This is a genomic window from Streptomyces sp. NPDC055103 (genome assembly GCF_053607625.1).
Window position 1 is genome coordinate 36,390 of record NZ_JBSGTX010000014.1, and the last position, 19,582, is coordinate 55,971.

General features: G+C 69.7%; 17 protein-coding genes, 1 tRNA gene and 3 pseudogenes. 15 read left to right on the plus strand and 6 right to left on the minus strand.

The annotated features are described in order from the left end of the window. The first annotated feature begins 34 nt into the window (after window positions 1–34). The 12 genes from ACWFR1_RS11895 (at window position 35) to ACWFR1_RS11950 (ending at window position 12,571) form a co-directional block, all read left to right on the plus strand. Window positions 35–862, plus strand: a complete 828-nt coding sequence (locus ACWFR1_RS11895) for a class I SAM-dependent methyltransferase (protein WP_453549424.1) — start codon at window positions 35–37, stop codon at window positions 860–862. 47 nt (window positions 863–909) lie between these two features. Next, window positions 910–1,950 carry a hypothetical protein gene (locus ACWFR1_RS11900; RefSeq protein WP_453549427.1) on the plus strand — a complete coding sequence of 347 codons (1,041 nt, stop codon included), beginning with the start codon at window positions 910–912 and terminating at the stop codon, window positions 1,948–1,950. Between the two features lie 171 nt (window positions 1,951–2,121). Then, the gene (locus ACWFR1_RS11905) at window positions 2,122–3,912 is read left to right on the plus strand and encodes a DNA cytosine methyltransferase (protein ID WP_453549430.1); all 1,791 of its coding nucleotides are present in this window, start codon (window positions 2,122–2,124) and stop codon (window positions 3,910–3,912) included. Window positions 3,913–4,018: 106 nt separating this feature from the next. Continuing rightward, on the plus strand, window positions 4,019–4,381 hold the full coding sequence (locus tag ACWFR1_RS11910) for a hypothetical protein (RefSeq protein ID WP_453549431.1): 363 nt from the start codon (window positions 4,019–4,021) through the stop codon (window positions 4,379–4,381). A gap of 126 nt (window positions 4,382–4,507) precedes the next feature. Beyond that, the gene (locus ACWFR1_RS11915) at window positions 4,508–5,482 is read left to right on the plus strand and encodes a magnesium chelatase domain-containing protein (protein WP_453549433.1); all 975 of its coding nucleotides are present in this window, start codon (window positions 4,508–4,510) and stop codon (window positions 5,480–5,482) included. Window positions 5,483–5,716: 234 nt separating this feature from the next. After that, on the plus strand, window positions 5,717–6,955 hold the full coding sequence (locus tag ACWFR1_RS11920) for a ParB/RepB/Spo0J family partition protein (protein ID WP_453549435.1): 1,239 nt from the start codon (window positions 5,717–5,719) through the stop codon (window positions 6,953–6,955). A gap of 74 nt (window positions 6,956–7,029) precedes the next feature. After that, on the plus strand, window positions 7,030–7,545 hold the full coding sequence (locus tag ACWFR1_RS11925) for a hypothetical protein (protein ID WP_453549438.1): 516 nt from the start codon (window positions 7,030–7,032) through the stop codon (window positions 7,543–7,545). 100 nt (window positions 7,546–7,645) lie between these two features. Beyond that, window positions 7,646–7,722: transfer RNA gene (locus ACWFR1_RS11930), tRNA-Arg, on the plus strand. 193 nt (window positions 7,723–7,915) lie between these two features. Further along, complete coding sequence (locus ACWFR1_RS11935) at window positions 7,916–9,370, plus strand: putative antirestriction adenine methyltransferase (protein WP_453549440.1); 1,455 nt, start codon at window positions 7,916–7,918, stop codon at window positions 9,368–9,370. Further along, window positions 9,337–10,158 (plus strand): hypothetical protein, encoded by an 822-nt coding sequence (locus ACWFR1_RS11940; protein ID WP_453549442.1) that lies wholly within the window; start codon window positions 9,337–9,339, stop codon window positions 10,156–10,158. Before ACWFR1_RS11935 ends, ACWFR1_RS11940 begins: the two co-directional genes overlap by 34 nt. A 110-nt stretch (window positions 10,159–10,268) precedes the next feature. Beyond that, window positions 10,269–10,994, plus strand: a complete 726-nt coding sequence (locus ACWFR1_RS11945; protein WP_453549444.1) for a hypothetical protein — start codon at window positions 10,269–10,271, stop codon at window positions 10,992–10,994. Further along, window positions 10,991–12,571: a terminase large subunit domain-containing protein gene (locus ACWFR1_RS11950; protein WP_453549446.1), complete on the plus strand. Its 1,581-nt coding sequence runs from the start codon at window positions 10,991–10,993 to the stop codon at window positions 12,569–12,571. The genes ACWFR1_RS11945 and ACWFR1_RS11950 overlap by 4 nt, the downstream gene beginning before the upstream one ends. 231 nt (window positions 12,572–12,802) lie before the next feature. Here the strand turns inward: ACWFR1_RS11950 and ACWFR1_RS11955 are convergent, their stop codons facing one another. Beyond that, a complete protein-coding gene (locus ACWFR1_RS11955) occupies window positions 12,803–13,690 on the minus strand; it encodes a trypsin-like serine protease (protein ID WP_453549449.1) in 888 nt (295 codons plus the stop codon). 308 nt (window positions 13,691–13,998) lie between these two features. Between ACWFR1_RS11955 and ACWFR1_RS11960 the strand changes: the two genes are divergently transcribed. Next, window positions 13,999–14,430: a DUF5958 family protein gene (locus ACWFR1_RS11960; RefSeq protein WP_453549452.1), complete on the plus strand. Its 432-nt coding sequence runs from the start codon at window positions 13,999–14,001 to the stop codon at window positions 14,428–14,430. Between the two features lie 183 nt (window positions 14,431–14,613). Here the strand turns inward: ACWFR1_RS11960 and ACWFR1_RS11965 are convergent. Then, window positions 14,614–14,805, minus strand: a pseudogene (locus ACWFR1_RS11965) (hotdog fold thioesterase); the annotation flags it as partial. Window positions 14,806–14,896: 91 nt separating this feature from the next. Between ACWFR1_RS11965 and ACWFR1_RS11970 the strand changes: the two are divergent. Next, the gene (locus ACWFR1_RS11970) at window positions 14,897–15,064 is read left to right on the plus strand and encodes a hypothetical protein (RefSeq protein ID WP_453549454.1); all 168 of its coding nucleotides are present in this window, start codon (window positions 14,897–14,899) and stop codon (window positions 15,062–15,064) included. 167 nt (window positions 15,065–15,231) lie between these two features. Here ACWFR1_RS11970 and ACWFR1_RS11975 read toward each other — a convergent pair whose 3' ends face one another. From ACWFR1_RS11975 to ACWFR1_RS11985, 3 genes are all read right to left on the minus strand, one after another. Further along, window positions 15,232–15,726, minus strand: a complete 495-nt coding sequence (locus tag ACWFR1_RS11975; RefSeq protein WP_453549456.1) for a hypothetical protein — start codon at window positions 15,724–15,726, stop codon at window positions 15,232–15,234. Continuing rightward, complete coding sequence (locus tag ACWFR1_RS11980) at window positions 15,723–16,499, minus strand: hypothetical protein (protein WP_453549459.1); 777 nt, start codon at window positions 16,497–16,499, stop codon at window positions 15,723–15,725. Before ACWFR1_RS11980 ends, ACWFR1_RS11975 begins: the two co-directional genes overlap by 4 nt. A 133-nt stretch (window positions 16,500–16,632) precedes the next feature. Further along, window positions 16,633–18,120, minus strand: coding sequence for an IS4 family transposase (locus ACWFR1_RS11985; RefSeq protein WP_453549461.1), 1,488 nt, complete (start codon window positions 18,118–18,120; stop codon window positions 16,633–16,635). 284 nt (window positions 18,121–18,404) lie between these two features. Here ACWFR1_RS11985 and ACWFR1_RS11990 point away from each other — a divergent pair. Continuing rightward, window positions 18,405–19,386 (plus strand): annotated as a pseudogene (locus ACWFR1_RS11990) (IS1380 family transposase); the annotation flags it as partial. On the opposite strand, the pseudogene ACWFR1_RS11995 reads toward ACWFR1_RS11990, so the two are convergent. Further along, window positions 19,370–19,456: pseudogene (locus ACWFR1_RS11995) on the minus strand (IS5/IS1182 family transposase); the annotation flags it as partial. The pseudogenes ACWFR1_RS11990 and ACWFR1_RS11995 sit on opposite strands and share 17 nt — an antisense overlap. Window positions 19,457–19,582 lie beyond the last annotated feature (126 nt).

Consider the following 19,582-nt stretch of genomic DNA (forward strand, 5'->3'; position numbering starts at 1 on the left):
CTCAGCCATGCCCGCACGCACGAAGGAGCACCCGATGCAGATCCCGACCGACCTCCTCGCCGTCCTCACCGACCCCCGCACCGTCATCAGCGGCGACCGCGTGGCCGTCCCCTTCGAGCTGGACCCGGCGCTCTACAAGCGGATGAACACGATGCTCAAGGACATCGGCGGCCGGTGGGACGGCCGCAAGGCGGTCCGCGCCCACACCTTCCCCTTCCCGGTCGAGGAGTTCATGCGGGCCTGCCTCGCGGCCGGGTCCTGGCCCTCCCGCTTCGATCAGGGCTGGTACCCGACCCCGCCCACGGTGGCCTTCGAGATGCTGGAGCGCGCCTCGATCCGGGTCGGCCACACGGTCCTGGAGCCCTCGGCCGGTACCGGCGCGCTCGCCCAGCGGGTCGCCGACCAGATGGGCATCGTGGACTGCGTCGAGATCGACCCCCGCCGGGCCCACGTCCTGCGCGAACTCGGAGTCGCCCGCCAGGTCGTCCAGGGCGACTTCCTCGACCTCGACCCGGCCGGCATCGACGAGCCGTACGACCGCATCCTGATGAACCCCCCGTTCAGCGACGCCATCGGGCACGTCATGCACGCCCTGAGCTTCCTGCGCGACGGCGGAACCCTCATCGCGATCATGCCGGAGTCGATCAACTGGCACAGCGACCGCAAGGCCGTGGAGTTCCGGCAGATGGTCACCGACGCCGAGGGCGACGTCATCCCCCTCCCCGACGACGCGTTCCTCTCCTCCGGGACGCGGATGCGCACCGTCCTCCTCCACCTGGACGCCGAGCCCGGCGGCCCCCTCCCCACCCACGGCTGGCTCCAGCGCCAGCCGCTCCAGCTCGACCTGTTCGCCACGACCTGACCAGCACGGGCCACCACCACCCAACCCATCGCACGGAGGTAACCGTCATGACCAGCACGACCCCGGAACTCACCCAGACCGAACTGGCCCGCGCGATCGACCGCGTGGCCCAGATCCTCCAGGCCCGCGTCGGCGGCTACTCCAACGCCGCCACCCACTTCGACCGCAGGGTCCTCCTCCAGGTGGCCGCGGACCTGCCGCCCACGCCCCGCTTCGACAGGAACGCCTGGGTAAAGGCGTGGCAGGACAGCCGCCAGGACGGCACCCTCACCTCCCGCAAGGCCCTGTACCGCGCGCTCTACGTGACGGTGGCCGACGCGCTGGAGGACGAGGACGGCGGCACCTGGGAGGGGCAGCACGAGCCGGCGGCGCTGCGCCGGTTGGCCTCCCGGCTCCGCAGCGTCGACACGAAGGTCTGCATCGACGACACGCTCGGCCCGCTGGACGCCAGGGTCGACCCGACCGACCGCTGGAACGGCCACATCTCGCCCCGCTTCACCCTGGACGCCGCCCGCGCGCTGGCCGCCCAGACCCAGCGGCTCGCCGAGGAGTGCGGACCCGAGTGCGTCGAGACGGTGCACGTCATCGACTTCGGCACCGCGGACAACGACGGCCGGCCAGTGGCGGTCGTCCTGAAGATCTCGTGGATGTACCTGGAGGAAGAGGGCCCGACGAAGGGCACCCACATCATCGAGCCCGACGACGAGGGCCGCTACAACATCGGCGGCTGGGAATGGTGCTGGGACTTCGCGTCCTGGTGGTGCGCCTGCGGCTCGTACCAGGACTGGCACGTGACGGAGTGCGAGGGCTGGCAGTGCGGCCTCAGCCGCGAGAAGGGAACCGCTCTGGCCGGAGTCGCGCGGAAGGCCTTCAGTATCCTCCGACGGCTGGCCCCCGAGGCGACGGAAGTCCTCGTCGAGGACGGGCGGGTGGTTGGCGTGCTCGTCCACGGCGACGAGATCAACCTCGGCGACGGCGGGCCGTTCGACACCGAGACGCTCGGCGAGGCCGACGCGGCACTGCGGGACGTGATCGGCGACGACACCGGCGGCTACAGCCTCCCGTGGCTCTCCTACTACGGCCGCTGACCTGCGGCTTCACTTGCCGATTCCTTGACCAAACTTACTTGGATATCGGAGTTACCCAAGATGAGTTTGGTCAAGGAAGAAGGTGTAACCCACACCACCACACCCCCCGGGCGGGGGCCCCGACAGGGCCCCCGCCTCCACCACCCCACCACCCAGAACGGAACAGATCGAATGGCCTACATCTCCACCACCACCCGCGCACTGGCCGCCTCCAGCGGCGCCCAGCCCTTCGCCCAGCGCCGCGCCAAGGCGTACAAGCACGACGGCACCGAGCTGTCGGTCATGGACTGGTTCTGCGGGGCCGGCGGGTCCACCCAGGGAGCGGACGCCGTCCCGAACGTCCGGGTGACCCGGGCGGCGAACCACTGGAAGCGGGCGATCGAGAGCCACGAGCGGAACTTCCCCGGCGTCGCCCACTACATCGGCGACATCCGCAAGGCCCCGGTCTGGGCCTGGCCGGTCGCGGACATCCACTGGGGCTCGCCGGAGTGCACCAAGTGGTCGATCGCGCAGGGCAAGAAGCGCTCGTTCGCCAAGGCCGTTCAGGGCGACCTCCTCGACCTCTACGCGGAGATGGAGGCGGAGAAGTTCCAGACCGAGGAGGAGCGCGACAACGGCCCCACCGAGGAGGAGGAGGCCAGCCGGGCCCTGATGGAAGAGATCCCGCTCTACCTGCGGGGCGTCATCGAACGCGGGCAGTTGGTCAAGGCGGGGGTCGTCGAGAACGTGGTCGACGTCCGGCAGTGGTTCGAGTGGGACCGCTGGGTGGCCGAGTTCCACAAGCTGGGCTACAAGACCAAGCTGATCGCCCTGAACTCGATGCACGCCGACCCGCGCAGCGTCCACCGCGCCCCGCAGTCCCGTGACCGCCTGTACTTCGTCTACTGGCACAAGAGCCTCGGCCGGAACCCGAACTTCGAGAAGTGGCTGGCCCCCTCGGCGTTCTGCACCGGCTGCGGCGAGACGGTCAAGGCGCGGCAGGTGTTCCGGAGGGCCGGCGTCGACATGGGCCGGTACAAGAGCCAGTACGACTACCGGTGCCCGAACACGAAGTGCGGCCACCAGATCGTGGAGCCCGAGACGCTTCCGGCGGCGGCGGCCATCGACTGGTCGATCGCGGGCGGCCGGATCGGCGACCGCAAGACGCCGCTGGCGGACAAGACGATGCGGCGCATCCAGGCCGGGCTGGACAAGCTCGCCCGGCCGATGATGGTCCCCACCGGCGGCACCTGGCGGGACGCGGCCAGTGACCTGCTCGACCCGATGCCGACCCGCACCACCCGCGAGAACGACGCTCTGGCGGTTCCCCCGCTCCTCGTCCCCTGTGACGGCCGGGAAGGCAAGAACGCCCGCTCGGTCTACGGGCCGATGCAGACCCAGACGGCCAGGGCTGAGGCCGGGCTCGCGTGGCTGCCGTTCATCACCGAGATCCGGGGCGGGAGCAGCGACGTCCGGGCGATCACCGACCCGCTCGCGACGGTCTGCGCCAGCGGCAACCATCACGGCCTGGCCGCCGTCCCGATGCCGGGGATGATGATGCGGAACAACGGGTCGACCGGAGCCGGCGGGGAGCACTGCACGGACCTGGTCGAGCCGATGCGGACCCTCACCACCACCGGCCACCAGTCCCTCGTCACCTGGGAACCCTTCCTGGCCCCGTACTACGGCAACGGGACCCCGCGCCCGGTGAGCGACCCCGTCGGCGCCCTCTCCACCCGCGACCGCTTCGCGCTCGTCCGGGGCGAGCTGAACATCGAAGACGTCCTGTTCAGGATGCTCCAGCCGCACGAGATCCAGAGGGCGATGGCCTTCGCCAACGACTACGTGGTGCTCGGCTCGAAGCGGGACCAGGTGCGACAGCTCGGCAACGCGGTCACCCCGCCCGCCGCGGAGGTCCTGATCTGCCTGCTCTCGGAGTGCATCACCGGCGAGGAGATCAGCCGCTACGCCATGGCCGCCTGATTGACGACTCTTTGACCAAATCTATTTGGATATAAGAGTTACCCCAGATGGATTTGGTCAATGAAGAAGGTGTAACACACACCACCCCACACCCCCGGAGGGCACCATGACCGCCACCACCCCCACCATCCACGACGCCTTCGCCGCGGCGGTCGAAGCCACCTGCGAAGCCCAGGCGAACGCCATCCGCATCGGCTCCGAGCTGGTGGCGGAACTGATCTGGGAGTACCTGCCGGGCGCGACCACCATCACGGTCGACGGCACCACCGGCGCCCTGGTCGCCATCAACGAGACCGACATCCAGGCCTGGCAGGCGTCGGCGGCCGGGACCCTCCTCTCCGACAGCCTCCTCGCCCAGACCCAGCGGACGGTGCGCCGGATGCTCCGCATCAGCTCCGACTCCGTCATCCTCGCCGACGCCGGATGGCTCGGCTGCACCGACGGCCGGTACGTGATCGAACTCGGCTGAGTGCCCCGGGCGGGGCGGCCGACGACCCGGCCGCCCCCTGAGCGGGCAGCACGGCCCGGACCCCGGACCGCGCCGCCCGCCCAGGAACCGCCACCTGGCGCTCCACCACCCGAAGGGACACCGCAGATGAACGACAACGCCGGCCTCCACGCCGAGACCCGCATCCCGCTGGCCGCCAACCACGACGCCCTCGCGGTCCAGACGGACCCGATGATCGCGGCCCTCTCCCACGCCACCGAAGACGCCTTCCACAACGCCAAGCGCGCCCGCACCATCCTCCTGCGCAATGCCACCGAGTATGCGGCCCGCCTCATCCGGCAGGCCCTCCCCGAAGCGGCCTTCATCACCGTCGACACCGAGGAGAAGGAACTCCACGCGGTCCTCGACCGGGACGGCAAGACGATCTGGTACGCGCCCGTCACCCCGGCCAGCGACCTGCACGACGGCCTGGTGGACGACATCAACGGCCTGCTGGCCGACGTGATCCCCTTCGGCGGCCTCGTCGGGGCCGGCTGGCAGGTCGCCGAGCAGGGCGAGCCGTACCGCACGGCGCTCCTCCCCACCGGCGACTTCACCGCACGCGGCACGGCGGCCTCCTCGTTCCCCACCCCGGAGGGCATGGCCACGATCACCGCCGAGTTCGCCCCCGGCGGCACCCCGGCCTTCTGGCTCACCGGCCCGAACTCGAGGTTCACCCGCGAGGCCCGCGACCGGATCCGCGCGGCCATCATGAACAGCGGCCTGGAGTGGAAGCCGGGAACCCTCCGGATCGATGCCCACTGGACGGTCGTCCGCACCGGCTCCAGCTCCGACCTAACCCTGGCCTGCACCGCCCTCGCGGCGGCCGGCGCCTTCGAGCCGAGCGGCCTCGGCCGCACGGTCCTGATCGGCGAACTCGGCCTCGACGGCCGGGTCATCTCGGTCCGGGACACCGAGGACGCCATCCGCACCGCCAAGGACGCCGGATACCGGCACATCATCGTGGCCGCCGAGACGGCCGCCCGGACGGCCCGGCACGACGGGACCGCGATCTACGGCGTGAGCACCCTCGGCGACGCGGTCGCCTACCTCGCCCAGATCGGCGAGATCAACAAGCAGTAGCACGGCCGCCGACGGGCCCGGGACGACCCGGGCCCGCCGACCGGGCCGCCCAGCCCGACCCGTTCAGCGCGCCGGTCTGAACCCCCTGAACGGCCGCTGAACGGCTGCTGACCTGCGGCTTTGCTTGCCGATTCCTTGACCAAATTTCTCTGGATAACAGAGTTACCACAGAGGGATTTGGTCAATGAAGAGGGTGTAACACCAACCACCACCCCACCACCCACGGAGGGCACCATGACCGCCACCACCACCCCCACCGAGTCCGCCACCGAGACGGTCAAGGCCCCGAAGGCGGGACCGAAGAAGGCGGCCACCCGGCCGGCGACCAAGGCGGCGGCCAAGAAGGCGGCCCCCGCGAAGAAGGTGGTCGAGCCCACCAAGGTCAGCAAGCGGCGGGAGGTGGCCGCCGGGAAGGCCACGGCCACGGCGGCGGAACTCAAGACGGCGCTCAAGACGATCCCCCTGGACCGCATCGACCGGGACGAGAACCAGCCCCGCGAGGTCTTCGAGCCGACCGCCCTCCAAGAACTGGCCGACAGCATGAAGGAGATCGGCCAGCAGCAGGCCATCACGGTCCGCTACCTTCTCGGCTCGAAGCGCTACCAGATCATTTCGGGCGAGCGCCGGTGGCGGGCGGCCGGCCTGGCCGGGCTGACCGAGATGCACGCGATGGTCGTCCACGGCCTGGAGGGCGGCGCCGAGACGCTGGAGACGTTCACCCGGTCGGTGGCCGAGAACCTGGGCCGGGCCGACATGACCCCGCTGGAGGAGGCGAGGGCCTTCAAGAAGCTCCTGGACTTCGGCCTGGACGCCAACGAGGTCGCCAAGCGGGTCGGCAAGAGCTGGAACCACGTCGACAACCGGCTCCAGCTCCTCAAGCTGACGGACGCGATGCAGGAAGCGCTCCTCAAGGGCCACATCACGGTCGGCCTCGCCTGGTACGTGGCCCAGATCAGCCCGGCCAACCAGAACGCGTTCATCGCCCGCTGGAGCCGGGGCCAGTTCAGCGGCCAGCGGGAGGCTGAGCAGTTCTGCCAGCGGGTCCGCAACGAGGAGACCGAGGCGGCGAACCAGAGCGTGATGTTCATCCTGGCCGAGGAGGCACCGGAGCCCGGCAAGACCGCCCCCGAGGGCTTCTTCCCGGAGCTGGAGGTCGACATCGCCCGGCGCGAGCAGATCGTGACGGACCGACAGAAGCTCGTCACCAAGATCGGCAAGCTCGGCGCGGCCGGCGAGATCCTGGCCGAGATCGCCGCGATGGACGTCGACGAGCTGGCGATCCTCCTCTCCGGCGCGCACGGCGGGATCCCCGGCAACCGGATGCGGATCGACCACCTGAAGGACGTGGCGAGCAAGGCGTCCCTGAACATCTCGAAGGCCGCGAGCGCGGCGGCGGTTCGGGCCGGTTCCATCCGGATCGCCCCGGACGCCCTCCCCTCCCAGGCCACCCAGACCACCGAGAACGCCGCCTGACGGCGCCGGGCCCCGGCCAGAAGGCCGGGGCCCGGGTACCACCACCCACTACGAACAGTAAGGGAGCAGTCACCATGATCGACCTCAGCAGGCTCGACCTGAACGCCCCGGAGGCCCCCGCCGAACGGATCGAGACCCCGCCGCCGCTCCAGCTCGCGACCACCCGGTACCAGAACTGGCGCGAGAGCAGCGGCTACCTCCCCGTCGGCATCACCGTCGGCCGGCCCCGCTTCGTCCGCTACGACTTCGTCAGCGTGCCGGTCCTCGCCCCGCACGAGCTGATGAAGGGTCGGTTCGCCAAGATCGACAACATCGAGATCGAGCGGAAGATCTACCGCGAGCGCCTGCGGGTGCGCGAGCCGGAGATCCTGGAGTCGCTGGAGGAGCTGGCCCGGAAGTACCCGGACTTCCCGGCGGCCCTGATGTGCTTCGAGGACGTCAACGGTGGGCTGGACTGCCACCGCCGGTGGGCGGCCGAGTGGTTCGGCCAGCGGTTCGGCTGGGAGGTCCCCGAACTCCCCAACCCGGCCGGCGCGGGCCCGGCCCGACCGAAGAAGCCGAAGGCACCGGAGGCTCCGACCCTGTTCTGACCGACCGCCCGGTGGCCGGGGAGCCGACGCTCCTCGGCCACTGGCCGTTGTCGCGGCACCACTCGCTGTGACTGGTACTCTCCTCCCTGCGACAAGCCCCCCGCGGGCAGCTCGATTGGATGGAGCACCACTTCTCGTAGGTGGAGGTTGGAGGTTCGAGTCCTCCTCCGCGGTCCACAGGTCCCCCCGGCCACCCGGCCTGGGGGACCTTCGTTTGCCCTCAACGGCTTCTCCCGCCGGCGACGGCGACACCCTCCCCAACCACCGACCGGCCGTCACCTGGCCACCGGGTCCGCCCAGGTGAAGCGGCTACCCTCTCTCCACGCTGCTGGTTGTGGGCCGAGCGAAGTACACCGCCCCAGGGACCCCCATGCCCGCTGGATTCGCTCAGCCCGGCGTCCTGTTCGCCGGGAACTCCTCAGCCCCAGACCGCGCCTTCTACCGACAGGTCTTCAACAAGCTCCCGCGTGACCAGTACACGAGGTACGTCGAGGTGGGCGTGGGCTCCTTCGCCGCCGCCCTCGTCGCCGCCAACGCGGGCATCCCGCCGTCGTCCATGGAGACGTCGGACGTCACCCTCTACACCGGCATCGTCGGCACCTGCGTCTCAGGCGGCGACCTGGCCAGCCTCGGCATGACCCTCGACGGCGACCCCGTCGAGCTGCCGGACGCGCCGCTCCACGAGCAGGCCGCGCACCTGCTGTACGTCCACTGGCTGGCCCGTATGCAGGCCAAGGGCGAGGCGGACTACTGGAACAACCTCGTCACCGACATGGTCCAGCGGGAGGACGTCCACAAGAAGCGCCTGGCGGAAAGCCTGGCTTCGATCGCTGAGCGGCTGCCGGGCGTGAAGTTCACGCCGAAGTGCATGTGGGATCACATCCGCGAGGCCGAAGATGACCCGCACGCGATCATCATCGCCGCGCCGCCGACGTACAAGGCCGGCTTCGAGAAGTTCTTCGACACCGGCGGCCGGGTCGGGTGGGCCGAACCGCCGTACTCGGTGTTCGACCCGGACGTCGACATGCAGCGCCTCGCCGACCACATGCGGGACAAGGCGGCGCTGCTGATGTTCCTCCAGGAGGAGCGCTCGGGGATCGCCGCCCACGAGACCCCGGTGTTCGCGCACCCCCTCGGCGACGTCGCCCGCGCCTACGTCATCAGCAACCGGCCGGAAGAGATCTTCAAGCTGACGGGCGGGCCCAAGGTCGCCCTGGGCATGTCCCGCTCGTACACGCCCACCAACCTCCCGATCATCAGCCCCGACCACGAGATCACCCCGGAGTCGCGCGTCGAGCTGATCCCGGTACGCGGCACCGAGTGCGACTACTACCGCGACCTGTGGATGCACCGCCTTGCCGCGGCCCCCGGCTCGTACAACCTCCTCGTCGCCGTCGACGGCAAGGCGGCCGGCGTCATCGGCTACGGCGCCGAGACGATGACCCGCCCGTACCCGGGCACGAAGAAGTACACGTCGCACCTGCTGATGCGGTTCGCGTTCGGCGCCCCGCACCACAGCTACCGCCTGACCCGCCTGGCCACCATGTGCGCGCTCCGCCACAGCACCGCCGCCCTCGTGTTCACCGGCGCCTCAGAGATCATCCTCGCCGCCTCCGACGGCCTGGTCACCGTCGAGTTCACCCGGCACCCGGAAGCGAAGGGCCTACGCGGCCTGATGGCCCTGGAGTCCCGGGCCAAGCACCCCGACGGCTTCAAGCTCACGTACCGCGCGGACTGGACCGACACCACCCTCACCGACACCCTCACCACCTTCCTGGCCAAGGAGAAGTCATGGCGAAAGAGCCGAAGCAGGACGACAGCGTGACCGCCGGCGACACCCCGGCGGCGGACCCGGCCGCCGCGGTCCCCATGCCGATGGACTCCATGCAGATCGGCGAAGACCTGTACATCCGGTGGGTCGACGTCACGACCCTCCGCGAGCAGGACATCAACGCCCAGGTCATGCAGCCCCGGCACTTCGAGCGGCTGACCGGCAACATCCGCAAGCGGGGAGCTCTCGAGTCCCTGCCCTACTGCCACCAGCCCGGAGGCGAGGGACCCGTCGAGGTCATCTCCGGACACCACCGCTCCCGCGCCGCCCGCTCCGCAGGCATCAACCGCATCCCCGCGATCATCGACACCCGCAAGATGCGGCGCTCCGAGGTCATCGCGAAGCAGATCGCCCACAACGAGCTGCACGGCAACCCCGACAAAGACGTCCTCGCACAGCTCGTCTCCATGATCGACAACGTGGACGACCTGATCGCCACGGGCCTGGACGAGGACCAGCTGCCCACCGTCGAAGCCGACGACACCAAGCTCGCCATCCCGCACGGAGAGTTCGACTGGCGCGCCGCGACCCTGATGTTCCTCCCCCACCAGATGGAGGACTTCAAGGACGCCATCACCGCCATCGCCTCCGGCACCGACGTCGTCGGCGTCGCCTCGGCGGACCAGTTCGAGGAGTTCGCCAGCGCCGTCTACGCCTTCGGCCGCTGCAAGGACGTCCGGAACTTCACGACCATGGTCGCGATGCTCACGGACATCGCCCGCCGCGAGATCGAGCAGGCAGCACAAGAGGCAACCCAGGCAGGCGAGCCGGCCACCACCTAGGCCCCGCAACGCCCCTGACGCAGTGAAGCCCACGGCCTGCTCACGTACCGCCGTGGGCCTTCACGCCCTCAGCACACCGCCCCGTTCAGGCCACACAGGACCGTGACGACATGAGCGACCGCATCACCCTCGACCCCACCGTGGACCCCTGGGAACGACAGCCCGGAGAGACCCCCAAGCGGCATCAGCGGTTCCTCGTCTTCCGGGACCTCGGACTGACCAGAACCCTTGCAAAAGCGTCAGATGAGCTAGCACTTTCGTACAGCCATGTACGGGCGCTCGCTGCTCAGTACCGGTGGCAGGACCGTGCGAGCGCCTGGGACACCCAGCAGCAGCGGCAGTACTCCGCCGAGATGGAGGAGGAGCGCCGCCGGGCCGCCCGCGACGACATGAAGATCCTCCGCGTCATGACCGGCATGGTCGGCCAGGCCCTCCCGCACGTGCAGCAGCAGGTCGGCGACATGACGATCACTGAGTTCACCCGGTTCGTGGAGACCACGATGCGGCTGCGGCGGAACCTGTTCGGCGATCCGACGGAGACGATCGCGGTCACCGGCGCCAACGGCGACCCGCTGACGGTCCAGGTCGCCGAGTTCTCGCAGATGCCGCCGGAGCAGCGGCGGGTACGGCTCGCCGAGCTGGCCGCGTCGGTCACCCGCCGGGTCCGGGCGCTCGACGGCGAGGACGACGAGGAAGACGGCTACGACCTGGGCGGCGAGACGGCCGGCGACGAGGACCTGACGCTGCCGTTCCCCGACGATGACGACGAGGACGACGACGAGGAGACCGCCGTGCCTGCCCCGGCCGTGGACGAGGGCAGTGGTGGCGACGAGTGAGCAGGCAGTCCGCCGTCAGCGAGCTGGACCACCTTGACGACGCTGCGGTGTTCCAGCGGCTCCAGGCCGCGAAGAAGGCAGCGGCCCGGGACCTGCTGCGTGATCCGGCCACGCTCGCCCGGGGCCTCGATCAGTCGTACCGGATGCGCCCGCACCTGCGAGTCATCAGCCAGGCCCTGGTGGGGCTGGAGCGCGGCGAGTATGACCGGCTCCTAGTCCTCACCCCGGCGCAGGTGGGTAAGTCCACGACGGTCGCGGAGTGGGCGCCGTTCTGGTGGCTGTGCCTGCACGCGGAGGACCGTGTCGCGGTCACCTCGTACTCCGACGACCTGGCGCTGAGGCGCGGTAAGGCGATCCGCCGGTACATCCAGGAGTACGGCGGCGAGTACGACCTGTCGCTGCTGGCGGGGTCGGAGGCGGCGCAGGACTACGAGACGGTGCAGGGGGGCGGCGTCCGCTCGGTGTCCCTCGGTGCGGGCCTCACCGGCTTCTCGGTGAACCTGCTGGTCGTGGACGACCCGCACAAGGACCGTGCTGAGGCGGAGTCGGCGAAGATGCGCGAGCGCGTCCACGACTGGTGGTCGTCGGCGGCGACGAAGCGTCTGCAGCCGGACCGCAACGCCGTGGTGGCGATCCAGACCCGTTGGCACCCGGACGACTTCGCCGGCCGACGGCTGGAGGAGGACGGCCGCCTGGAGGACGGCGGCCGGTGGAAGGTCGTGCACCTGCCCGCCATCGCCGACGCCAAGTTCGGTGCGGATCCCCTCGGGCGGGCCCCTGGTGACCCGCTGCCGCACCCGAAGATCCCGACGAAGAACCGGCGGGCGCTGCTGGCCTGGTGGGCGGACGTCAAGCGGACGTCGTCCGTCCGGGACTGGCACGCCCTGTCGCAGGGCGACCCGCAGCCCGCCGAGGGCGCACTGGTCTCCCGTGACCTGCTCCGGGCGATCCGTGACGGCATCACCGTGGTGGAGCCGCAGAAGATCGCCGTGTCGATCGACCCGTCCGGCGGTGGCCGCGACGTCGCCGGCATCATCGGCGGGTTCCTCGGCGCCGACAACCGGGTGTGGATCACGCACGACCGGTCGGAGGCCATGTCGTCGGCGGAGTGGTCGCGCCGGGCCTGCCTGCTGGCGTACGAGACGAACGCCGCTGTGATCTATGTGGAATGGAACTTCGGCCGGGACATGTGCACCCTGGCGATCAGCACCGCGTGGAAGGCCCTCCAGGACGAGGGCCGCATCCCGAAGAAGATGCTGATGCCGCTGATCGACGCGGTGCACGCCAAGCAGGGCAAGCTGTTGCGCGCGGAGCCGATCGCCCAGCAGATGGTGGAGGACCGGGTACGGCTGCGCGGCATGATGACGGACCTGGAGAACGAGTGGGCCACGTGGATGCCGACCGACACCGACAGCCCCGGCCGTATCGACGCCTCGTGTGTCCTGGTGTATGGCCTCATCCCGGAGGCCAACCAGGGGGCCATCGTCCACGCGCCGCTCCCGCAGGCACCGTCCCCCGGAGCCGGCCGCCAGCCGTCGGCAGCGGCCGGGGCGTACGGGCGGAGGATCGCGAAATGAGCCTTCCGCACCCCAGTGGGACACTGCCGAAATGGACACCCTCGACGGCGACGAGGCGCTCCGCTAGCACCTGGCCCGCAACCCCGAAGCCCAGCCGGGCAGGGCGCCCAACGCGCCCAGGACGCAGACGGCCAGGGCCGCGCGAAGGGCGGTCCTGGCCGACGTGCGCCGCGGGAGCCCCATGAGGGGAACGCTAGGCGTTCCGTACATGGAGTACAACAGGCGGGTGGGTCACGGAAGTTGGACGAACGGCTTCAGGAAGTCGCGGGCCCCGGGGGTGTCGAGCCGGTACACCACGTTGGTGGCGTAGCAGGGGGTGTCGCCGGTGATCGTGGTGGCGACCAGGGTGAGCTTCCCGTTCAGCGTGGCGAAGTTCGGGCCGCCCGAATCGCCGTAACAGGCACCGCCGTTGCCCTGCGGGGCGGTCATCGCGAGCCGTACCCAGGCGTCGTTCAGGGCGTCGAACTCGACCGGCGCCTTCATGCGGACGCCGCCGCCCGGGTGGGTGTGGCCACCGGGTCCGCGGCGGGCCTCCTGGGTGCCGTAGCCGGCGACGAGGAAGTCGGTGTCGTTCAGCCCCTGCGGGCCGAGTGCGCCGAGCGCGCCCGCCTTCGGCAGCGCGGCCGGGGTGAACGACCAGCGGGCCTTGACCTGCGCGGCCGGGAGCTGGATCACCGAGATGTCGTGGGTGTCGGAGGCCGGGCCGGGGTAGGCCGGGTGGCTGTGCGCGGCGCCTTCGACGGCGACGGCCCGCGCCTGGGCGGCCGGGTCGCCGGGGTGCTCGGCGGCCGCCCGGTCGAGGCCGCCCTGCACGTCCTGGTCGAGGGAGACGTAGAACCTCACGTTCGCCGGCCAGTCGGTGGTGCAGTGCGCGGCGGTCAGGAAGGTGTCCGCGTCGATCATCGTGCCGGAGCAGACCCAGTCGACCCGGTCGGGCGTCGCGGGGTCGTCGTCGTTGTCCCAGGTGGCGACGAGTGCGCCGACCTCGGTGCGCTCGGGCGCGGGTGTGGCGTTGTACGAGTTGATCGCTGCGGACGGGATCGCGGTGGCGAGGACGGCAGCGCAGGCCGCGGCGGTGACAGCGGTGGCTGCGGCGGTGGCACGTCGTACGGCGGTCAAGAAGAACCCCTCGGTGTGTGGTGGGCGGGCGCTCTCCTGTGGGGGAGGGCGCCAGTGAAGCGGCTGAGGGGCCGGAAGGGCAAGGGGGCGCGGCGGTACGGGAGTTGAGGGTGGGGCGGGAAACCTGGGGAACGCGACGCCCCCGGCCGTCACCGTGGGTGACGTTGATGAGGATCTGTGAAATCGGCCAGTGTTGCTCTTCGCTCCCCGCTTGATTGCCGGAGGCAACGGTGGCCGGGGTCGCCCGTGCTGTGTCGGGTGCTGGTACTGGCCCTCGCCCGGAATCAGCGTCGTGAAATCATCCAGCGATGACTGAACCGAGCAGCGACGACGGCCGCTATTTCCGGCGCGAGATCGAGCGGGTCGTCAACGAGATCGCCCAGGGGCTCCGCACGTTGGACGCTGGTGTGAGTTGGTTCTCCGACCTTGCCCCGAGACGCCAGCAGATGGTTCTACAGGAAGTCGCTGGCTATGCGATGCAGGCGCACATTACAGCTGCGGATGGCCCTGCGGGGGTGGCGCGGTCTGGTGTGAAGCCCACGGCTAACCCCTCGGTCATGATCTGCATGGACCCACCCCGTTACGGGTTCGCGGGCCTGCCCTCCGCCGAACACGTCAAGGCGTTCCGCGTCCTCGTTTCCGTGTTCGCCGTTGCTGACACTCGCCGCCGCGAGAGGTACTGCAAAGGCGCCTGCGGACATGCATGGCACAACCTGCCGGCGGCAACCGAGCAGCCGTAGCATCGGCCGTTCCAGCTCGGGCTGGGCTGGTTATCGAGCGGCCCCTCCTGAGTGACATCCGTTCGTAGGCCAACGCGCTGCGGATGGGGAGAAGTGTGAGCAGGCCTGGGGAATCTCTGAGCATCGGGTGGAAATTCAACGAGCCTCATCAACGTGCCGGGGGCGTGGGCGATCTTGGCGGCGTCAGGCGGAGGCGCCGGGGAGGTTCTCCGCGTCCTTGGCGGACACCTCGCGGAGCATGCAGGTCAGCCGGGCCGTGCAGACCCGCTTGTCCGCCTCGTCCGTGATCACGATCTCGTACGTCGCGGTGGAGCGGCCGCGGTGCACCGGGGTCGCGACGCCGGTCACCAGGCCGCTGCGAGCCCCGCGGTTGTGAAAAGGCCGGATAGTGCCCTCTGTTGTCCCGGGCGCGGGTAGGACAGGAGATCCCGGCCCACGGGATCAGGACCGCGAAGGAGCCCCCGTCATGGCGTACCCGCAGCCCGACGAAGAGTGCTACGAGGAGTGCAAGGAAGCACAGCCCGCCGGGCCTAATGGCCAACTCCGCTGCATCTGCGAACGGATCAACGAGGAGACCGAGGCGTACTACGCCGAGCCGGCCGACATGTTCGCCCGGGAATGGGGCTTGGGCTGAACCGTTGGCGGGGCCGGGGCCTGCACCGCCGCACTGGCCGGTGTGATGAAACTGCCCCGCGTGCACTGCCTCACGTGTGACCGGCCGATCGCGGCCGTTCCTGTCGCCGACCCCCTGAGCAAGAGCTGCACGTGGAGGCGACCAGACAGTCCCACGATGGCGCAGTCTCAGACCACGGGCGGGGGAGGAGGCTGAGCCCCTCCAGCAGCGTTCATGCCGCGTCGAGTCGCGCCCGACACGGCATCCATGTCTCCCGCATCGCTGCGGCGGAGGACGAAGATCTTCACCAGCGCGAGCAGGCTCGGCCCGCACAAAAGCACCGACAGCCACCAGGAGTCCTTCGCCACGTACACCCCGGCACCGAGCATGGTGATCGCGACGACCGTGCCCGCGATCAAGCCGGCCAGGTACCGCTTGTGGGCGGCGGCGTCGCGCATCTCCCGCGCCGCTTGCTCGACGGCCTCCCGCTGCATCTCCAGCCGGAACATGCGCTCCTTGTGCTCGCGGCGCAGCTGAGGCTCCAGCGCCCTGAGAGCGACATCGAGCTGCCCAGGATCGAGAACCGCACCCCACTGCTTCGCGATGCTCAGCCCAGCGGACAGCACAGGATCGCTTTCTGGGATCTGAGGGACGGGCAGTGCCCCCATGTCCTCTGTGGTCACTGCTGGACCCCTCCACCGCCGTTGCCAGCGGGCGCGTAGTCAAGTTCGGTCGGTTCGGGCGGAGGCCCGAGGCGAAGGAAGAGCATGGCGAGAGCATGATCGATGCTGTTCCCGGATCGATCGGCGACCGCTGCACTCTCTTCCAGTGACAACGGCTCTGGCGGATCCGTGAAGCGGAGGTCGACGCCCTGGCTCATGGGGTCAGCAACGACCAGTGAGTCGGGAAGGGGTACACGCCTAAGTGGCTGCAGGTCCGGGGAGATCCCGCTGTCCAAGGCCTCGGACAGCTTCTTTGCCACCGCAAGCCGCTGCTCAGGCGAGAGCTTGTCCAGGTGCTCGAGCCAGCCGGTCGGCAGTTGCCGTTCCACAGTGCTCTCTACGTCGGACTCATCGCTGTGGGACTCGGGCGAGTGCTGGCGAATGCGAGTCACCTGGACAGCCCACATGCGCCGGGCCGCTTCCCTCCGCTCGTCGGGAGGGAGTTCGTCGAGTGCTTCGACCCAGCCAGCCGGGAGCTCTCGTGCCACGGTGCTGTCCAGTTCGGACTGGTCGCCGGACACCTGGGCGATGTAGAAGCTCCCGGTGGCGTGTTGCACCACGACGCGATTGGTGTCGCCTGTCACGGTGACTGTCCCGTGGTTGGTGATGGGCGGCGGATCGGTCCTGTGGACCAGTCCGCGACGGGCGGTATGCCGATTCCTTGGCCCTGGCCAGTTGGTGACGAGGGCGGTGAAAGATCCGAGAGCCGACGACAGCGCCTCGAAGATAGCCATGGCGCCCGCTCCCCCCTGCCCTTCCCCCAACTACTGGCCCATCGACGCTATCGGATGGATCACGAGCTCACAACGCGGCCGGCAGAAAGTGCCTCTGATCAGCAATGCCGGTGAGTTAACGCGTCGGTGCAGGTCAGGTGGGGTGTTTGGTGACTTTGAGTGTGTAGCGGACGTTACTGGGAGTGCGGGGCTGGTCTCGTTTTCTGACTTCGAAGGTGTTCTTGGACGGCTTCTTGATGCGCTGGCACTGCCGGTTGCGGCGGGGCGGGAGGAGGGCGGCCAACAGCTCTGTGGTGACCTCGCGGCGGGCGGTGTCCAGCGTGGTGGCGTCGGCTGCGGCCTGGGCGGCGACGGCCAGCCGGGCGAGCTGCACCGTGACGGTGAAGGAGATCCGGTCGGGATCGGTCCCGCCGTGTTCTGCCGCGCGCGTCTGAAGTGCGCACAGTGCCTGGTAGACGGTGAGGAGGGCGTAGATCTCCTGGCAGATCAGCTCGGGCGCCTTGGAGCGCAGGATGAATCCGGCACCACGTAGGCGGTTCTTCAGTTCCGCGAACCCGTTTTCGATCTCCCACCGCTGGTGGTAGGCCGTCGCCAGTTGGTGGGCCGGGGCGAGGCGGTGGTCCAGCAGGCTGGTGACCAGCCGGAACGTCTCGGTGCGGGGCGGGCCGGCCTGCGGGCGGATGGTCACGGTGTACTCGATGATCCGCACCAGGTGTCCCCGGGGCGGCTCGGCCAGGGTGCGTCCGGCCGCGCGGGCCTGACCGTGGCGGATGTTCTCCGCGGGCGTGCGCATGATGGACAGGTAGGACCCGTCGGACAGCACTCGCAGCGGCACGAAGACCAGGTTCTTCTTGATGCGCCAGGCCAGGTGGGCGCCGGTGGCGCGGGCCAGGCCCCACAGCTGGTATCCGGCGAAGTTGCGGTCGGCCAGCAGCAGCATGTCCGGTCGCAAGGAGGCCAGCAGCCGGCGGGCGAGCTTGTGCTCGCTGAATCCGGCCACGGCGTCGAAGGCCGCATCGACCAGAGCGTGGGTGCCGCACTCGGTCAGCGCCATCAGTCGGACCTGCGGGTGTCCGCTCTGGTTGACCCCGCCCTTGCCGGTGAAGCCGAATTCAGCGGCGTTCGCCGGGGTGTCGGGGACGTCCAGCGCGGTGCCGTCCCAGGCGACCAGCCGCAGCCCGAAGGCGAACGCACCCGGCGTGAGGGTTGCGGCCAGCGTGCCGCACCGCCGCTCGAACAGCGCCTGCAACGGCTTGTCGCCCAGCCGCTGCCGGGCCCGTGTCAGGGCCGAACTGGTGGGCAAGCGCTGCACGCACAGGCCCGGCAGATGCCGCAGTTTCTCCGTCAACGTGCGCAGGACCGACCGGTATCCCGGCGGCCCCGCACTGTCAGAGCTGCTGAACAGGCACAACGCCAGGACGAAGTAGACCACCGCCCGGGCCGGCAACAACCGGCGACGACGCTCGCCGCAGCCGGTCAACTCCACGACCTCGTCCACCAGTTCAGGACGGATCTCCTCGGTCAGCACACCGAGACGGATATGCTCGCCAAAGCGCCGGTCCGAGGGCGCCACCAGCCCGTTCAACGGGGCCTGGCTGCCCTCGGCGATGGCAGACGGCATGCGGACGATGGCACACTGAACACCCAACGGAGTTCCCTCGCGGACAGTCGGATCTTGGTCGATCTTCTGTCTTACAGGGAGCTCCGTTGCCGTGTCCGGCCTCCGGCGACACATCACCAGAAGTGACGGATCACGGAACGTCACCAAGGGATATTCCCATCCAAACCCCGCACCATCAAGTGCCTGACCTGCACCGACGCGTTAACTCACCGGCATTGCTCTGATCAGCGAGAATGAGGATTGTCGAGGTCCTTGTTCCCGCACCAGCCGGAGGCACTTCCCAGGTGAAGCTGCGTATCGGGTCCTATCCGCGTGTCCGCGTTGAGGGCGGCGGTCATGCGGTGGTGTCCCAGGCCGGGGCCGTGCTGCTGGTCGAGACGGTCCGCAAGGCCGGACTGGACCAGGCGATATCGGCGGCACTGACGCCGTGGCGACGTCCGCGGGCGGTGCACGATCCGGGCAAGATCCTGCTGGACGTGGCCCTCGCGGGTCGCGCTCGGCGGGGACTGCCTCGCGGATGTCGGGATGCTGCGGGCCGAGCCCGGCGTGTTCGGGCCGGTGGCCTCCGACCCGACCGTCTCCCGGCTCGTCGACACCCTCGCCGCTGCCGGGCCGAAGGCCCTGGCCGCGATACGGGCCGCTCGGGCCGAAGCCCGCGAGCGCGTCTGGAATCCGGCCAAGAACGCGGCTCCGGACGCCGCTGGGCAGGTGATCGTGGACCTGGACGGGGTGCTCGTGCTGGCCCACTCCGAGAAACAGGACGCCACCGCGACCTGGAAGAAGACCTTCGGACACCACCCTCTGATGGCCTTCGTCGATCACGGAAGCGGCGGGTCCGGGGAGCCGGTGGCCGGCTTGCCCAGGCCGGGCAACGCCGGCAGCAACACCGCCGCCGACCATATCGAAACGGCCCCACTCGCCCTGGCACAGCTGCCGAAGAAGCACCGGCGCGGACGCCGGACGCTGATCCGTACCGACTCCGGCGGCGGCACCCACGAGTTCGTCGCCTGGCTCGCCCAGCGCGGCCGGTGGCTGTTGTACTCGGTCGGTATGACCATCACCGAGCAGATTCACCAGGCCGTACTCAAGGTCCCCGCCACGGCCTGGACGGCAGCGACCGAGCCCGGCGGCGAGATCCGGGACGGGGCCTGGGTCGCCGAGATCACCGGCGACTGCCTCAAGGGCCGGCCGAAGGGAATACGGTTGATCGTCCGCAAGGAACGGCCCCACCCCGGCGCCCAGTTGCGGATCGGTCACCCTCACGGGTGACGACGAGCATCGTGACCCACTCGACGAGGGCATGCGGGAGGTCGAGTGCGGCAGGATAGGGTACCAACAGGGCTCCTGTGCAGGCGGGTTAAGGCTTCGAACACCTCCCCCAACGGCACGGGAGCCTTGTGCGTTGCGGCCCTCACCTCGACCTCACCGACGTCACCTGATCAGTGGCCGCGCTGAAAATGCT

Excerpts from the sequence above, each read along its gene's own strand:
- ACWFR1_RS11895 (WP_453549424.1), top strand. The coding sequence starts at position 35 with ATGCAGATCCCGACCGACCTCCTCGCCGTCCTCACCGACCCCCGCACC.
- ACWFR1_RS11900 (WP_453549427.1), top strand. The coding sequence starts at position 910 with ATGACCAGCACGACCCCGGAACTCACCCAGACCGAACTGGCCCGCGCG.
- ACWFR1_RS11905 (WP_453549430.1), top strand. The coding sequence starts at position 2,122 with ATGGCCTACATCTCCACCACCACCCGCGCACTGGCCGCCTCCAGCGGC.
- ACWFR1_RS11910 (WP_453549431.1), top strand. The coding sequence starts at position 4,019 with ATGACCGCCACCACCCCCACCATCCACGACGCCTTCGCCGCGGCGGTC.
- ACWFR1_RS11915 (WP_453549433.1), top strand. The coding sequence starts at position 4,508 with ATGAACGACAACGCCGGCCTCCACGCCGAGACCCGCATCCCGCTGGCC.
- ACWFR1_RS11920 (WP_453549435.1), top strand. The coding sequence starts at position 5,717 with ATGACCGCCACCACCACCCCCACCGAGTCCGCCACCGAGACGGTCAAG.
- ACWFR1_RS11925 (WP_453549438.1), top strand. The coding sequence starts at position 7,030 with ATGATCGACCTCAGCAGGCTCGACCTGAACGCCCCGGAGGCCCCCGCC.
- ACWFR1_RS11935 (WP_453549440.1), top strand. The coding sequence starts at position 7,916 with ATGCCCGCTGGATTCGCTCAGCCCGGCGTCCTGTTCGCCGGGAACTCC.
- ACWFR1_RS11940 (WP_453549442.1), top strand. The coding sequence starts at position 9,337 with ATGGCGAAAGAGCCGAAGCAGGACGACAGCGTGACCGCCGGCGACACC.
- ACWFR1_RS11945 (WP_453549444.1), top strand. The coding sequence starts at position 10,269 with ATGAGCGACCGCATCACCCTCGACCCCACCGTGGACCCCTGGGAACGA.
- ACWFR1_RS11960 (WP_453549452.1), top strand. The coding sequence starts at position 13,999 with ATGACTGAACCGAGCAGCGACGACGGCCGCTATTTCCGGCGCGAGATC.
- ACWFR1_RS11970 (WP_453549454.1), top strand. The coding sequence starts at position 14,897 with ATGGCGTACCCGCAGCCCGACGAAGAGTGCTACGAGGAGTGCAAGGAA.
- ACWFR1_RS11980 (WP_453549459.1), bottom strand. The coding sequence starts at position 16,499 with ATGGCTATCTTCGAGGCGCTGTCGTCGGCTCTCGGATCTTTCACCGCC.
- ACWFR1_RS11985 (WP_453549461.1), bottom strand. The coding sequence starts at position 18,120 with ATGCCGTCTGCCATCGCCGAGGGCAGCCAGGCCCCGTTGAACGGGCTG.